Annotated in this window: 13 protein-coding genes; 8 read left to right on the top strand and 5 right to left on the bottom strand. The window is 70.4% G+C overall.

The genetic code is table 11. The annotated features are described in order from the left end of the window. Positions 1-51: 51 nt before the first annotated feature. A complete protein-coding gene (locus tag JK364_RS49875) occupies positions 52-1,578 on the bottom strand; it encodes a peptide MFS transporter (RefSeq protein ID WP_201858117.1) in 1,527 nt (508 codons plus the stop codon). Positions 1,579-1,901: 323 nt separating this feature from the next. Between JK364_RS49875 and JK364_RS49880 the strand changes: the two genes are divergently transcribed. Further along, entirely contained in the window at positions 1,902-2,582 is a 681-nt protein-coding gene (locus tag JK364_RS49880) for a response regulator transcription factor (protein WP_020870789.1), read from the top strand. Between the two features lie 22 nt (positions 2,583-2,604). Beyond that, the gene (locus tag JK364_RS49885) at positions 2,605-3,855 is read left to right on the top strand and encodes a sensor histidine kinase (protein ID WP_201858118.1); all 1,251 of its coding nucleotides are present in this window, start codon (positions 2,605-2,607) and stop codon (positions 3,853-3,855) included. A gap of 66 nt (positions 3,856-3,921) precedes the next feature. On the opposite strand, the gene JK364_RS49890 is transcribed toward JK364_RS49885, so the two are convergent. Beyond that, positions 3,922-4,449, bottom strand: a complete 528-nt coding sequence (locus tag JK364_RS49890) for a GtrA family protein (protein ID WP_201858119.1) — start codon at positions 4,447-4,449, stop codon at positions 3,922-3,924. A gap of 161 nt (positions 4,450-4,610) precedes the next feature. Between JK364_RS49890 and JK364_RS49895 the strand changes: the two genes are divergently transcribed. The 3 genes from JK364_RS49895 (at position 4,611) to JK364_RS49905 (ending at position 7,728) form a co-directional block, all read left to right on the top strand. Further along, a complete protein-coding gene (locus JK364_RS49895) occupies positions 4,611-5,750 on the top strand; it encodes a 5-(carboxyamino)imidazole ribonucleotide synthase (RefSeq protein ID WP_201858120.1) in 1,140 nt (379 codons plus the stop codon). Then, positions 5,747-6,271 carry a 5-(carboxyamino)imidazole ribonucleotide mutase gene (gene purE / locus JK364_RS49900; RefSeq protein WP_201858121.1) on the top strand — a complete coding sequence of 175 codons (525 nt, stop codon included), beginning with the start codon at positions 5,747-5,749 and terminating at the stop codon, positions 6,269-6,271. Before JK364_RS49895 ends, purE begins: the two co-directional genes overlap by 4 nt. A 248-nt stretch (positions 6,272-6,519) precedes the next feature. Further along, positions 6,520-7,728, top strand: a complete 1,209-nt coding sequence (locus JK364_RS49905; protein ID WP_201858122.1) for a dipeptidase — start codon at positions 6,520-6,522, stop codon at positions 7,726-7,728. A gap of 119 nt (positions 7,729-7,847) precedes the next feature. On the opposite strand, the gene JK364_RS49910 is transcribed toward JK364_RS49905, so the two are convergent. Further along, on the bottom strand, positions 7,848-9,188 hold the full coding sequence (locus JK364_RS49910) for a UDP-glucose dehydrogenase family protein (protein WP_201858123.1): 1,341 nt from the start codon (positions 9,186-9,188) through the stop codon (positions 7,848-7,850). Positions 9,189-9,352: 164 nt separating this feature from the next. Between JK364_RS49910 and JK364_RS49915 the strand changes: the two genes are divergently transcribed. After that, complete coding sequence (locus tag JK364_RS49915) at positions 9,353-10,528, top strand: acyl-CoA dehydrogenase (protein WP_269146440.1); 1,176 nt, start codon at positions 9,353-9,355, stop codon at positions 10,526-10,528. Between the two features lie 93 nt (positions 10,529-10,621). Here the strand turns inward: JK364_RS49915 and JK364_RS49920 are convergent, their stop codons facing one another. Beyond that, positions 10,622-12,013: an LCP family protein gene (locus JK364_RS49920; protein WP_201858124.1), complete on the bottom strand. Its 1,392-nt coding sequence runs from the start codon at positions 12,011-12,013 to the stop codon at positions 10,622-10,624. A gap of 107 nt (positions 12,014-12,120) precedes the next feature. Here JK364_RS49920 and JK364_RS49925 point away from each other — a divergent pair, with 107 nt between their 5' ends. Continuing rightward, on the top strand, positions 12,121-12,696 hold the full coding sequence (locus JK364_RS49925) for an acyl-CoA thioesterase (RefSeq protein ID WP_201858125.1): 576 nt from the start codon (positions 12,121-12,123) through the stop codon (positions 12,694-12,696). 67 nt (positions 12,697-12,763) lie between these two features. Here JK364_RS49925 and JK364_RS49930 read toward each other — a convergent pair whose 3' ends face one another. Beyond that, positions 12,764-14,221, bottom strand: coding sequence for an LCP family protein (locus JK364_RS49930; RefSeq protein ID WP_201858149.1), 1,458 nt, complete (start codon positions 14,219-14,221; stop codon positions 12,764-12,766). A 221-nt stretch (positions 14,222-14,442) separates the two neighbouring features. Here JK364_RS49930 and JK364_RS49935 point away from each other — a divergent pair, with 221 nt between their 5' ends. Further along, complete coding sequence (locus tag JK364_RS49935) at positions 14,443-15,459, top strand: glycosyltransferase family 2 protein (RefSeq protein WP_201858126.1); 1,017 nt, start codon at positions 14,443-14,445, stop codon at positions 15,457-15,459. The last annotated feature ends 68 nt before the right edge of the window (positions 15,460-15,527 follow it).

Genomic DNA, 15,527 nt, shown 5'->3' on the forward strand with positions numbered 1-15,527 from the left:
GATCACCCGCGCCGGGCCCCTCGTGAGCGTCTCAAGGCGTCCTTACGGACGTCAGTGGACGTCGGCCATCAACGCCACGACCTTCCTCCGGTACATGAAGACCGCGAAGCCCGCGAGCGCCGCCATCGTCGCCTCCAGCCCGATCACCCCGACCCCGCTCAGGTCGACCCCGGCGATGGACAGCAGGCCCGTGACGCAGTCGCCCGCGGTCACGGCCAGGAACCACACGCCCATCATCTGGCTGGCGTACTTCGCCGGCGCCATCTTGGTGGTCACCGACAGGCCGACCGGCGACAGGCACAGCTCACCCATCGTCTGGATCATGTAGATCGACACCAGCCACAGCGGGCTGACCTTGGTCCCGTCCCCGGCCATCCCCATCGGCACGACGAAGACGAAGAACGAGGCGCCGACCAGGACCAGGGCCATCGCGAACTTCAGCGTGGTGTTCGGCTCCCGGTCACGCCGTGCCAGCCACAGCCACAGCCAGGCGAAGACCGGCGCCAGCGCCATGATCATCAGCGGGTTGACGGACTGGAACCACGAGGACGGGAAGTGCAGCCCGAAGATCGTGTCCGCGGTCTTGGAGTCGGCGAAGGCCGACATCGTCGAACCGCCCTGGTCGTAGATCATCCAGAACACGGCGGCGGCCACGAAGAACCAGATGTAGCCGCTCACCTTGGTCTGCTCGACCGCCGAGAGCTCCCGGTCGCGCTTGATCCGGATCAGCACCCCGGTCGGGATGATCAGGCCGAGGATGGTGATCGGGATCAGCACCCAGTTGAGGGTCCAGCTGCCGCTGAGCACCACGCCGGTGTAGAAGACCGCGGCCACGATCAGCCAGATCATCGCCTTGCGCAGCCAGGAGCGGCGCTCCTCGGCGGCCAGCGGGGTCGGGACGACGTTGCTCTCCGCGCTCAGGTGGCGGGTGCCGATCAGGAACTGGACCAGGCCCAGCGCCATGCCGAGGGCGGCGAGCGCGAAGCCCAGGTGCCAGTTGTACGACTGGCCGACGGTGCCGATCACCAGGGGAGCGGCGAAGGCACCGAGGTTGATGCCGATGTAGAAGATGGTGAAGCCGCCGTCCCGGCGCGGGTCCTGCGGACCGTCGTAGAGCTGGCCGACCATCGTCGAGATATTGGCCTTGATCAGACCGGAGCCGAGCGCCACCAGGCCGAGGCCGGCGAAGAAGGTCGCCTGGCCGGGGACGGAGAGCGCCAGATGCCCGGCCATGACGATGCCGGACGCGATCACCACCGTCTTGCGCGGACCCCAGACCCGGTCGCCGAACCAGCCGCCCGGCATGGCCAGCAGATAGACCATGGCCAGGTACACCGAGTAGATGGCCACCGCGTTGCCCTCGGTCATCCCGAGCCCGCCGCCCTGCCCGCCGTCCTTGGCGTCCGGGCCACCGGAGATCAGATAGACCACGAGGAGGGCCCGCATGCCGTAGAAGCTGAACCGCTCCCACATCTCGATCATGAAGAGAGTGGCCAGGCCGCGGGGGTGGCCGAAGAAGGTTTTGCCGCCGGCAGGGGTCCCCTGCGCGGTGGCGCCCTTCGTCAGGCTGGACGCCATGGTGCTTTCCTTGCGTGCTCAGGGAGCGCTGCCGGCGGGGCCAGCGCCCATGGGGGTTGGCTGAGCGACTGAGCGCCGGATGTGGGCCTGGCCGGTCGTGCCAACCTCGTCCCGCTCCGGACATGACAGAGACCTTTGGGTGCGTCGTCGCCACCAAAGGCCCCGGAGGAGTGCTGCAGACGTTGTTTCACCATACGACACGCTCTTGACACCTTTGGGAACGGTGAGAGATACCTCACGAGCGAGGCGTGCAACCTTTCGTGCTCCGTCCGTCGCGCCGTACGCGCCCCGTGCCCCGACCTCAGCGGACTACCATCACCCCCATGACCCGAGTACTGCTCGCCGAGGATGACGCATCCATCTCGGAGCCGCTCGCCCGCGCCCTGCGCCGTGAGGGGTACGAGGTCGAGGTGCGTGAGGACGGACCCACCGCGCTCGACGCCGGTCTGCAAGGAGGCGTCGATCTGATCGTCCTCGACCTCGGCCTGCCCGGGATGGACGGGCTCGAGGTCTGCCGTCGGCTCCGTACGGAGGGCCATGGCTTTCCGGTGCTGGTGCTCACGGCCCGCGCGGACGAGGTGGACACGGTGGTCGGCCTGGACGCCGGTGCCGATGACTACGTGACCAAGCCGTTCCGGCTCGCCGAGCTGCTCGCCCGGGTCCGGGCGCTGCTGCGGCGCGGCGCCGTCGAGACGCAGCAACAGCAGCCGGCCACCCATGGGGTGCGGATCGACGTCGAGTCGCACCGCGCCTGGATGGGCGACGAGGAGCTCCAGCTGACCGCCAAGGAGTTCGATCTGCTGCGGGTCCTGGTGCGCGACGCCGGGCGGGTGGTCACCCGCGATCAGCTGATGCGCGAGGTGTGGGACACCACCTGGTGGTCCTCCACCAAGACCCTCGACATGCACATCTCCTGGCTGCGCAAGAAGCTCGGTGACGATGCGGCCAACCCCCGCTATATCGCCACCGTCCGCGGCGTCGGCTTCAGATTCGAGAAAAGCTGACCAGAGCTGACACGGTAGGGAAATGCGCCGTCGCTTGATCAACTCCACCCTGGCCGTGGTGCTCGTCGTCATCGCGGTCTTCGGGCTGTCGCTGGTCATCGTCGAGACCCGGACCATCGAGAACAGCGCCCAGGAGAGCGTGAGCTCCGACGCGGTGCGCTTGGTCAGCATCGTCGACAGCAGGCTGCTGGGCGGCGAGGGGGTCACCCCCAGAGTGCTGCGCGAGCAGATCGAGCCCGGCCGCTACGCCGTGATCAGGATGCCCGACCACCGCACGGTGAAGATCGGCAAGCGCCCCACGGGCAGTGTCATCTCCGCCGAGGAGCCGGGGGAGCAGGGCGAGGTCGTCCGGGTCGAGGCGTCCCGCTCCACGGTGAGCCGCGAGATCGGCCGCACCATGCTGATCATCCTGGCGGTGGCGCTGCTCGCCGTGCTCGCCGCGGTGGCCCTCGCCGTACGCCAGGCGCACCGGCTCTCCGCCCCGCTCACCGATCTCGCGGAGACCGCCGAGCGGCTGGGCTCCGGGGACCCCCGGCCGCGCCACCGGCGCTACGGGGTGCCGGAGCTGGACCGGGTCGCCGATGTCCTGGACGCGAGCGCCGAGCGCATCGCCCGGATGCTCACCGCCGAGCGCCGGCTGGCCGCCGATGCCTCCCATCAGCTCCGTACGCCGCTGACGGCGCTGTCGATGCGGCTGGAGGAGATCACGCTCACCGACGACCCGGAGACGGTCAAGGAGGAGGCGACGATCGCGCTGGGCCAGGTGGAGCGGCTCACCGATGTCGTCCAGCGGCTGCTGACCAATTCGCGCGATCCGCGCAGCGGCTCCGCGGTCGCCTTCGACCTGGACGAGGTCGTCAAGCAGCAGATCGAGGAGTGGCGCCCGGCCTCGCGCAGCGAGGGCCGCGCGATCGTGCGCTCGGGCAAGAAGGGGCTGCGCGCGGTCGGCACCCCGGGCGCGGTCGCCCAGGTGCTGGCCACACTGATCGAGAACTCGCTGATGCACGGTGACGGCACGGTCGCGCTGCGTACGCGCGTCACCGGCAACCAGGCCGTGGTGGAGGTCTCCGACGAGGGGCCGGGAGTGTCGCCGGACCTGGGGGCGCGGGTCTTCGAGCGGACGGTCAGCGGACGCAACTCCACGGGGCTCGGGCTCGCCGTGGCGCGGGACCTGGCGGAGGCGGACGGGGGCCGTCTGGAGCTGCTCCAGCAGCATCCGCCGGTGTTCGCGCTCTTCCTCAGCCGGGAGGCCGAGGACCCCTCGCCCTCCTGAGGGGCCCTGCCGTGCTGCTGGGCGCTACCGGCCCTGCCGGGCCGCTGGACGCCACTTCCGGGCCGGCTACTTCCGGACCGGCTGCTTCCGGGTGGCCTGGGCGGGCGGCGCCTCGGACAGGAAGGCCTCCGCGCGCTCGACGGCCTCCCGCGCCGGCAGCGTCCGGAACACCCAGGTCCGGTAGGACCAGAAGCGGAAGAGGGTGCCCAGGCCGATACCGACGAACTTGAACACATTGCTCTGGAGTGAGCTGTCCCACCCGAAGCCATAGGTGGCGGTGTAGAGCACACCGTTCTCGATGATCAGGCCGATGGCGCTGAACAGCAGAAAGAGGCTGAGCTCCTTGGTGCGGCCCTGCTTGTCGCGATCCCGGTAGGTGAAGTACCGGTATCCCAGGTAGTTGAAGCCGGTGGCGACCACCGTGGCCACGATGCTGGCCCGCACCACGGGGAGTTCGGAGACCCCGCGCACCAGGTTGAACACCGCGAGATTGACGAAGACGCCGGCACCGCCGACCACCCCGAACTTCGCGATCTCGCGGGTCAGTTGCCCCATCCGGGCACGCAGCCCACCGAGTGTGCTCCGTTCACTCATGGTGATCGTTCAGCCCCGTCCGTCGGCGTCATCAATCCCCCCATGCTAACCAGCGGCCGCGCCTCGCGCCCTTCAGGCCGCGAGGCTGGGCCCGGCGGATTGTCTGGAGGTTCCTCCAACGCAGGTCAGGGCCGGTCGAAGGGGGAAGTTACCCTGGGAGGGTGACATTCCCGGTAGTCGGCATGGTCGGCGGCGGCCAGCTCGCCCGTATGACCCATGAGGCGGGCATCCCCCTCGGCATCAGGTTCAAGCTGCTCAGTGACACCCCGCAGGACTCGGCGGCCCAGGTGGTCAGCGATGTCGTCATCGGCGACTACCGCGACCTGGACACCCTTCGTGCCTTCGCACAGGGCTGTGATGTGGTCACCTTCGACCACGAGCATGTCCCGGCCGAGCATCTGCGCGCCCTGGAAGCGGACGGCGTGGTCATCCGCCCCGGAGTCGAGGCGCTGCTGCACGCCCAGGACAAGGGTGTGATGCGCGAGCGGCTGCGTACGGCCGGTGTGCCGTGCCCCCGCCACCGCATCGTGGCCGACCCCGAGGACGTGGCGCGATTCGCGGCCGAGGGCGACGGTTTCCCGGTCGTCCTCAAGACGGTGCGCGGCGGCTACGACGGCAAGGGCGTCTGGGTCGTCCGCGGTCTGGAGGACGCGGCCGAGCCGTTCCGCGCGGGCGTTCCCGTCCTCGCCGAGGAGATGGTCGACTTCGCCCGCGAGCTCGCCGCCAATGTCGTACGGTCCCCGCACGGCCAGGCCGTCGCCTACCCCGTCGTGGAGTCGATCCAGGTGAACGGGGTCTGTGACACCGTGATAGCCCCCGCCCCCGGCCTCTCCGAGGAACTGTCCGGCCAGGCGCAGGAGATGGCGCTGAAGATCGCCGCCGAACTCGGGGTGGTCGGCCATCTCGCGGTCGAGCTCTTCGAGACCCGCGACGGCCGGCTGCTGGTCAACGAGCTGGCCATGCGCCCCCACAACTCCGGCCACTGGACCCAGGACGGCGCCGTCACCTCCCAGTTCGCCAACCACGTACGGGCCGTGCTCGACCTCCCGCTGGGCGACCCGCGCACACGCGCCCGGTGGACGGTGATGACCAATGTGCTCGGCGGCGACTACCCCGACATGTACGGGGCGTATCTGCACTGCATGGCGCGCGACCCGGCGCTCAAGATCCATATGTATGGCAAGGACGTGAAGCCCGGGCGCAAGGTCGGCCACGTCAACACCTACGGCGACGACCTGGCCGACGTCCGCGAGCGCGGCCGCCACGCCGCCGACTACCTCCGAGGGACCATCACCGAATGAGCGCTCCTGTGATCGGCATCGTCATGGGCTCCGACTCCGACTGGCCCGTCATGGAAGAAGCGGCCAAGGCCCTCGACGAGTTCGAGGTCCCGTACGAGGTGGATGTCGTCTCGGCACACCGCATGCCGCGCGAGATGGTCGCCTACGGCGAGAACGCGGCGGACCGCGGCCTCAAGGCGATCATCGCGGGCGCGGGCGGCGCCGCCCACCTCCCCGGCATGCTCGCGTCCGTCACCCCGCTGCCGGTCATCGGGGTGCCGGTCCCGCTGAAGTACCTGGACGGCATGGACTCCCTGCTGTCGATCGTCCAGATGCCCGCGGGGGTCCCGGTGGCCACGGTCTCCGTAGCCGGCGCCCGCAACGCGGGACTGCTCGCCACCCGCATCCTGGCCGCGCACGACGCCGGACTCCAGGCCCGGATGCGCGAGTTCCAGGACGAACTCAACGCCCAGGCCACGGAGAAGGGCAAGCGCCTGCGGGCGAAGGTGGACGGGGCGGGCTCGTTCGGCTTCGGCCACTGAGCGGGAATTAAGCCCCTCCGGGGTAACTCCCAGCCCCTCCGGCGTTTGAGGAGCGGGGTCCGGGGCGGAGCCCCGGCGGGGGCCCGGGGGCGGAGCCCCCGGTTTCGGGAAGGGGCGGGGTGGGGCACAGCCCACCGCAGGCGCACCCCACCGCAGGCGCACCCCACCGCAGACCCCCACCCACCCCACCCACCCCACTCGCGCCCACAACACGTGACTTCGACGCCACCCCACGCGAAACTACGAACATGACCGATCACCTCGCGCAAGCCCACGACCTGCTGGCCACCCACCCCATCGTGGACGGCCACAACGACTTCCCCTGGGCCCTGCGCGAGCAGGTCCGCTACGACCTCGACCAGCGCGACATGGCCACCGACCTCACCGCCTACACCCACACGGACCTGCCCCGCCTACGGGCCGGCGGCGTAGGCGCCCAGTTCTGGTCAGTATTCGTCCGCTCCGACTTCCAGGGCGACACGGCGGTCAGCGCCACCCTCGAACAGATCGACGTCGTCCGCCGGTTCACCGACCGGTACGCGACCGACCTGCGCCCCGCCTTCACCGCCGACGACATGGAGGCGGCCCGGACCGAGGGCCGGATCGCCTCCCTCATGGGTGCCGAGGGCGGGCACAGCATCAACTGCTCCCTGGCCACCCTGCGCACCCTCTACGACCTCGGTGTGCGCTATATGACGCTCACCCACAACGACAATGTCCCCTGGGCCGACTCGGCGACCGACGAGCCGAAGGCTCACGGCCTCACCCGCTTCGGCGAGGAGGTGGTGCGTGAGATGAACCGCCTGGGCATGCTCGTCGACCTCTCCCATGTCTCGGCCGACACCATGCGGGACGCGCTCCGGGTGACCGAGGCGCCCGTGGTCTTCTCGCACTCCTCCGCGCGCGCCGTGTGCGACCACCCGCGGAACATCCCGGACGACGTCCTGGCCCAGCTCCCGGCCAACGGCGGGGTGGCGATGGCCACTTTCGTGCCCAAGTTCGTGCTGCCGGAGGCGGTTGCCTGGACCCGGGAGGCGGACGAGAACATGCGCGCCCATGGGCTGCATCCGCTGGAGATGACGCCCGCCGCGATGAAGGTGCAGCGCGCCTTCGAGGAGGCCAACCCGCGCCCCATGGCCACCGTGTCGACCGTCGCCGACCACCTCGACCACATGCGCGAGGTGGCGGGCGTCGACCACATCGGCATCGGCGGCGACTTCGACGGCACCGCCTTCACCCCGGAGGGCCTGGGCGATGTCGCGGGCTATCCGAACCTGGTGGCCGAACTCCTCGACCGCCGCTGGTCATCGGCCGATCTGGCCAAGCTGACCTGGCAGAACGCGGTCCGTACGCTGCGCGGCGCGGAAGCCGCGGCACGCGCGGCGCACACCACACGCGGCCCGTCCATCGCGACGATCGACCAACTGGACGCCGCCGGGCCGGACGCTGCCGAGTAACCGAACGGCACCGACGCCCGACATCGAGCGGCCCCGCGACGAGCGGCCCCGTGACGAGCGGCCCCCTGAAACAGGAGGCCTCACGCCGGGCCCGCCGAACAGGGAGCCTTACCGCGGCCTCACGCCATCGGGCGCCCGAGCGCCCGGTAGGTCCACCCGGCGTCCCGCCAGACGTCGGGGTCCAGCGCGTTGCGCCCGTCGAGGATGCGGCGCTCGGCGACGACCGTGCCGAGGCTCGCCGGGTCCAGCTCGCGGAACTCGCGCCACTCGGTGAGGTGCAGCACCGCATGGGCGCCCTCCGCGGCCGCGGCCGCGGTCGGGGCGTAGGCGAGGGTCGGGAAGAGGGCGCGGGCGTTCTCCATGCCCTTGGGGTCGAAGACGGTCACCTGAGCGCCCTGGAGCTGTATCTGCCCGGCCACATTGAGCGCGGGTGAGTCCCGGACGTCGTCGGAGTCCGGCTTGAAGGTCGCGCCCAGCACCGCGACCCGCTTGCCCAGGAAGGCGCCGCCGACGGCCTCGCGGGCCAGCTCGACCATATGGCCGCGGCGCCGCATGTTGATCGAGTCGACCTCGCGGAGGAAGGTCAGCGCCTGGTCGGCGCCGAGCTCACCGGCGCGCGCCATGAAGGCCCGGATGTCCTTCGGCAGACAGCCGCCGCCGAAGCCGATCCCGGCCCGGAGGAACTTCTTGCCGATGCGCTCGTCGTAGCCGATGGCCTCGGCGAGCTTGACCACATCGCCGCCCGCGGCCTCGCAGACCTCGGCCATCGCGTTGATGAAGGAGATCTTGGTCGCCAGGAAGGAGTTGGCCGCGACCTTCACCAGCTCGGCGGTCGGGAAGTCGGTCACCACGAAGGGCGAGCCCTCGCCGATGGGCGTCTGGTACACCTCGCGGAGCAGCTTCTCGGCCCGGTCGCCCGCGACGCCGACCACGATCCGGTCCGGGTGCAGGGTGTCCTGGACAGCGAATCCCTCGCGCAGGAACTCCGGGTTCCAGGCGAGCTCCGCGTCCGCCCCCACCGGGGCCAGCTCGGCCAGCCGGGCCGCGAGCAGGTCGGCGCTGCCGACCGGCACCGTGGACTTGCCCACGACCAGCGCAGGGCGGCGCAGATGCGGGGCCAGCGACTCCACCGCGGAGTTCACATAGCTCATGTCACAGGCGTACTCGCCGTGCTTCTGCGGGGTGTTCACGCAGATGAAGTGGATGTCGCCGAATTCCCCGGCCTCCTCGTAGGAGGTGGTGAAGCGCAGCCGCCCGCTGGACCCCTCGATCCCCACGACGTGCCGCCGCAGCAGCTCCTCGAGCCCGGGTTCGTACATCGGCACCCGGCCCTGGGTGAGCATCGCGATCTTCTCGGGCACGATGTCGAGGCCCAGCACCTCGAAGCCCAGCTCCGCCATGGCCGCTGCGTGGGTGGCGCCGAGGTAGCCGGTGCCGATCACGGTGATCTTGAGGGCCATGCAGTGCTCCAGAACGGTCGATCGCAGATGCGGTGCCTGAGCATAGTCGGGACCGGCGGACGGGCTCAGCCGACTCTGTCAGGTAACTCACGTATACCTACCGAGGCGTCGCCTCTAGAATTCAGTTACTTAACGGTAGTTAGCACTCTTGGGGAGTGAGAGGCTTGACGTCCTCGGTGAACGACTTCGACCTGTACCGGCCGTCCGAGGAGCACGACATGCTCCGGGACGCCGTCCGCTCTCTCGCCGAGGCGAAGATAGCCCCTTATGCCGCCGAGGTCGACGAGGAGGCCCGCTTCCCCCAGGAGGCGCTGGACGCCCTCGTCACGAACGATCTCCACGCGGTGCACGTCCCCGAGTCCTACGGCGGCTCGGGCGCGGACGCGCTGGCCACGGTGATCGTCATCGAGGAGGTCTCCCGGGTCTGCGCCTCCTCCTCGCTGATCCCCGCGGTCAACAAGCTGGGCTCGCTGCCGGTCATCCTCTCCGGCTCCGAGGAGCTGAAGAAGAAGTACCTGGCCCCGCTCGCCAAGGGCGACGCGATGTTCTCGTACTGCCTCTCCGAGCCGGACGCGGGCTCGGACGCGGCCGGGATGAAGACCAAGGCGGTCCGCGACGGCGACTTCTGGGTGCTCAACGGCGTCAAGCGCTGGATCACCAACGCCGGGGTCTCCGAGTACTACACGGTGATGGCCGTCACCGACCCCGAGAAGCGCTCCAAGGGCATCTCCGCCTTCGTCGTCGAGAAGTCCGACCCGGGCGTCTCCTTCGGCGCCCCGGAGAAGAAGCTCGGCATCAAGGGCTCCCCGACCCGCGAGGTCTACCTCGACAACGTCCGCATCCCCGCCGACCGGATGATCGGCGCCGAGGGCACCGGCTTCGCCACCGCCATGAAGACCCTCGACCACACCCGGATCACCATCGCCGCCCAGGCCCTCGGCATCGCCCAGGGCGCGCTCGACTACGCCAAGGGGTACGTCCAGGAGCGCAAGCAGTTCGGCAAGCCGATCGGCGACTTCCAGGGCGTCCAGTTCATGCTCGCCGACATGGCGATGAAGCTGGAGGCCGCCCGGCAGCTCACCTACGCGGCGGCGGCCCGGTCCGAGCGGGTGTCCCTCGGGGGCGGCAAGGAGGACCTGACGTTCTTCGGCGCCGCGGCCAAGTGCTACGCCTCCGACGCCGCGATGGAGATCACCACGGACGCCGTCCAGCTGCTCGGTGGCTACGGCTACACCCGTGACTACCCGCTCGAGCGGATGATGCGGGACGCCAAGATCACGCAGATCTACGAGGGCACGAATCAGGTTCAGCGCATCGTGATGGCGCGCAACCTTCCGTAGTCCCTCCCTCCGTAGTCTTCGAAAGACCAAAGACCGCTGCCGGGCCCGACGGGCCCGGCAGCGGTCTTCTGTGGTGGTCCGGACTGGTCCGGATCAGTTGCTGGAGACGGTGACCTTGTCGTCGTTCTTCAGCTCACCCATCAGCTGCTTGACCTTGGCCATGTCCCACTGCACCGCGCTGCCCTTGGAGGTGGCCAGGCCGGGGTTGGAGATCGGCATGTTCATCTGCTTGCCGTCGCCGCCGGAGACGCTCTTCATCGCGAAGAACATGTCCTTCACGTCCCACAGGCTCATGTCCTTGTCGACGACCAGGTTGTCCAGGCCGGCGCCCATCGTCGGGTAGAGCTTGAACGGGTTCATGATCGTGCTCGGCGAGGCCGCCTTGTTGGCCAGCGCGGACAGGAACTTCTGCTGGTTCTTGGTGCGGTCCAGGTCGCCGCCCGCGAGGCCGTAGCGCTGCCGGACGAAGGCGAGCGCCTGCTGGCCGTTCAGCGTCTGCTTGCCCTTCTTCAGGTCATTGCCGGACTTCTTGTCCTTCATGTCCTGCGGGACGTCGATATCGACGCCACCGACGCCGTCCACCAGGTTGGCGAAGCCGTCGAAGCCGATCTCCGCGTAGTGGTCGATCTTCAGACCGGTGTTGTACTCGATCGTGCGGACGAGCAGTCCGGGGCCCTCGGAGGAGTACGAGGCGTTCAGCTTGTTCTGGCTCTGCGGGATCCGCCGGCCGCTCTCCGAGCCGGTGAAGGCCGGGATGGTGACCCAGGAGTCACGCGGGAGGCTGACCATGGTGTTGCCGTTGTCACCGACATGGAGAAGGATCATGGAGTCGGTGCGGCGGCCGTCGGCCGAGCCCGTGTGCAGCTTCTTCTTGTCCGCGTCGGACATGCCCTCGCGGCTGTCCGAACCCACGATCAGGTAGTTGGTGCCCTTGCCGCCGCCGGGCCGGTCCTCGACCTTGCTGAGGTCCACCTCGTTGCGGAGCTTGGAGTCGGCCCAGATGTAGGTGCCGATGCCGACGGCGAGCAGCAGGACGACCAGGGTGACCAGGCCGATGGTTATCCGGCGCTTCCAGTTCTTCGGCCTCACCGGACGCGGGCCGGGGCCGCCGGGGCCACCGGGGCCGTGGGGGCCGCCGCCGCCCGGTCCGCCGTCGCCGCGGCCGTAGACCTGACCGGTGTTGTAACCGTCGTCGTAGTCGTCATAGCCCTGGGACGCCTGCTGTCGCGGAACGGTGCCGTGGGGTGAGAGACCGGGCGGCAGCGGTGGCTCGTCGTACGGCGGACCGCCCGGACCGCCCGGACCGCCCGGACCGCCCGGACCGCCCGGACCGCCCGGACCGCCCGGACCGCCCGGACCGCCCGGACCGGGCGCGCCGCGTCTCACCTGTGGCATGGCACGAGCCCCTTCCGGCTCGGCGCTGCCGCTACCACGTCCGTACCGGCCGCTACCGTCGCCGGACCTTCCCTGGGGCCATTCGCTCATGCAATGCAGTGTGCCTGGTCGGGTGGGTCGCATTACAGGGCGGGTGCCGGATCGCGGCAGGGCTGTTGCAGACCTGATAAGAATCTGGTCCGCATAAGGTGGACGACATGACCAAACAGGCCCAGGGTGCGGAACCGGAGCTTCCGGGAAAGCCCACCTCCGCCTCTCGCACCACGCTGTCACACATCATGACCGGTAGTGACACCAATCTCCTCGGGACCGTCCACGGCGGCGTGATCATGAAGTTGGTGGACGACGCCGCGGGAGCGGTCGCCGGACGCCACTCCGAGGGGCCCGCGGTCACCGCGTCGATGGACGAGATGGCCTTCCTCGAACCGGTCAGAGTCGGCGACCTCGTCCATGTGAAGGCCCAGGTCAACTGGACCGGCCGGTCCTCCATGGAGATCGGGGTGCGGGTGCTGGCCGAGCGGTGGAACGAGTCCACGCCCGCCACCCAGGTCGGCAGCGCCTATCTGGTCTTCGCCGCCGTCGACGCCGACGGCAAGCCCCGGCCGGTGCCCCCGGTCATCCCGGAGAGCGAGCGGGACAAGCGGCGTTACCAGGAGGCCGAGATCCGCCGGACCCACCGGCTGGCCCGCCGCCGCGCGATCAAGGAACTCCGCGCCCGGCGAAACACCGCCGGGCGCGCCGACGACGCCACCGAGGGCGCCGACCGGCCGTGACCCCCGGGTCGGCGCCGACCCCGGCCGTGACCCCGGGCCGGCGCCGGCCGGCCGTGACCCGAAGAGGTCAGAGGGAGCGGGTGGTGCCGCCCTCGGGGCAGACGACCTCGTCGCCGGTGACGGCCCCGAACCCGGCGGTGTCGGTCTTCGGCGCCTCGACCCGGACCGGCCGTACGCCCTTGTAGTCCGCGCCGAGCGTGATCTGCATCACCGCGCCCTGCCCGGCCACCGGCTTCAGCCGGGCCCCGGGCAGCGCGGCCGCCAGTGAGCGCACCGAGCGGTCCCAGACGGGGTCGTACGCGATCTCCGTGTGCCGGACGTCGGGGGTCGCGGCGTCGGCGGGGGAGCCGGTGGTGGCGAAGCCGGTGGCGTGCAGCGCGCGGTCCGCGCGGCGGGCGAGCCCCGTCGTATCGGTGCCGTTGAGCACATGCACCCGGACCCGGGCCGGGTCCACGTCCACCGGGGTGGCCCGGACCCGCTTCGGGCGGTGGGTGACGAGCGGCCGGTCCTCGCGGAGGGTGGTGAAGAGCCGCTCGGCCCCGGCCTGGTTCCAGCGGAGCGTGGAGCCGGCCCCCTTCACCGCCACACCGGGCAGCACCACCGGGACCGAGGCGAACTCCGAGGACGCGGGGGAGACCCCGCTCATCGCCCGCCCCAGGGCGACCATGTCCTCCGCGCCGAAGCCGTGGTCGGCGCGGACCGAGCCCAGGAGGGCCCCGGCCACCCGGTTGAACCGCACCGGGTTGAGCAGGATGCCCCCGGCCGTGGTCTGGTGGACCACGGCCGCCATGAAGCGCTGCTGCCGCTGGATCCGGCCCAGGTCGGAGGTGCCGTCCACATGCCGGGAGCGGACGTACTGCAGCGCCTGGCCGCCGTTCAGCACATGGGTGCCGGCCGGCAGGTCAAGACCGGTGTGGTCGTCCTTGAGCGGCCGGGCGGTGCAGATCTTCACCCCGCCGAGCACATCGACCGTCTTCATGAAGCTGGTGAAGTCCACCTCGAGGTAGTGGTCGATGTGGACGCCGGTCAGATGCTCCACGGTGCGCACGGTCAGGCTCGGCCCGCCCTCGGCGTACGCGGCGTTCAGCTTCCGCGGATGGCTCGGATGGCGCTTGCCGGTGGCGTCGGTGTACGCGGGGATCCTGGCGTACGAGTCGCGGGGCAGGCTGACCGCGCTGACCCGGCGGTGGTCGCCCGACAGATGCATCAGCATGATCGTGTCGGTGCAGCGGCAGGGGGCTCCGCCCAGCCGGTACAGCGCCTTCTCCCGAGGCGTGATCTTCTCCCGGCCGTCTGTGCCGACCACGAGGAAGTTGACGCCCCCGCCGGCGCTCTTCGGCCGGTTGTCCAGGCCGCCGAAGGCATCCACCCGGTGGATCCCGGAATCGAGCTCCCTGACCAGCAGATGCCCGATGCCGCTGACCGCCAGCACCAGACAGGCGCCGCCCGTGGCCAGCCGCAGCCCCCAGCGGGGGCGGCGGGAGCGGGGGCGCGACGGGCGCGGCGACCGGACCGGTGCACTCACTCCGGGGACCTCCGTGAACTTCGGCGGGCTGGGCGGAACCGCCTCACCGTAGGCCCATACGACGATCGCCTTGACGGCCCCACGCCGCCCGTACGGGGCGCTGCCACCCGGGCGGCGCGTTCCGGTGTCCCCCATTCGCGGTAACGTGGCCCGGAAACCGCAGTCCTTTGGGGCCCCCACCCCCAGTTTCCTGGGGCCCGGCCCCCGAACCCCGAGGTGCCATGCCCCCGCATCAGCTCCCGGCCGTCTCCGTGATCATGCCGGTGCTCAATGAGGAACGCCATCTGCGCAATGCCGTACGGCACATCCTGGAGCAGGAGTACGACGGTGAGATGGAGGTGGTGATCGCGCTCGGCCCGTCCGCGGACCGCACCGACGAGATCGCCGCCGAACTGGTGGCGGAGGACCCCCGGGTGCATACGGTCCCCAATCCCACGGGCCGCACCCCCGCCGCCCTGAACGCGGCGATCAAGGCGTCCCGCCATCCGGTGGTGGTCCGGGTCGACGGCCACGGCATGCTCTCGCCCGACTACATCGCGACCGCCGTACGGCTCCTGGAGGAGACCGGCGCGCAGAACGTCGGCGGGCTCATGCACGCCGAGGGCGAGAACGACTGGGAGAAGGCCGTCGCCGCCGCCATGACCTCCAAGATCGGGGTGGGCAACGCGGCCTTCCACACCGGCGGTGAGGCGGCCCCCGCCGAGACCGTCTATCTGGGCGTCTTCCGGCGCGAGGCGCTGGAGCAGCAGGGCGGGTACAACGAGGAGTTCATCCGCGCCCAGGACTGGGAGCTGAACTTCCGGATCCGCGAGGCCGGCGGGCTGATCTGGTTCTCGCCCGAGCTGAAGGTCTCCTACCGGCCGCGGCCGAACGTGCGGGCCCTGGCCAAGCAGTACAAGGACTACGGCCGCTGGCGCCATGTCGTGGCCCGCTTCCACCAGGGCTCGATCAACCTGCGCTACCTCGCCCCGCCGACCGCCGTCGTCGCCATCGCGGCGGGCATCGTGCTGGGCGCGGCCGTCACCCCGTGGGGCTTCGTGATCCCCGGCGGCTATCTGGCCGCGATCGTCGCGGGCTCGCTCCCGGCGGGCAAGGGGCTTCCGGTGACGGCCCGGCTGCGGATCCCGGTGGCGCTGGCGACCATGCACATGTCGTGGGGCTGGGGCTTTCTGACCAGTCCGCGGGCGCTCGCCAAGAAGGTCATCGCCAGTCGCCGCCCGGCGGTCATGGCGCGGTAGCGGCGCCCGTACGCCTCGTACGCCAACGACGCCTCGTACGCCTCGTACGCCTCGTACGCCGAAGGGGC

The organism is Streptomyces endocoffeicus, from assembly GCF_016741935.1.
GTDB lineage: Bacteria > Actinomycetota > Actinomycetes > Streptomycetales > Streptomycetaceae > Streptomyces > Streptomyces endocoffeicus.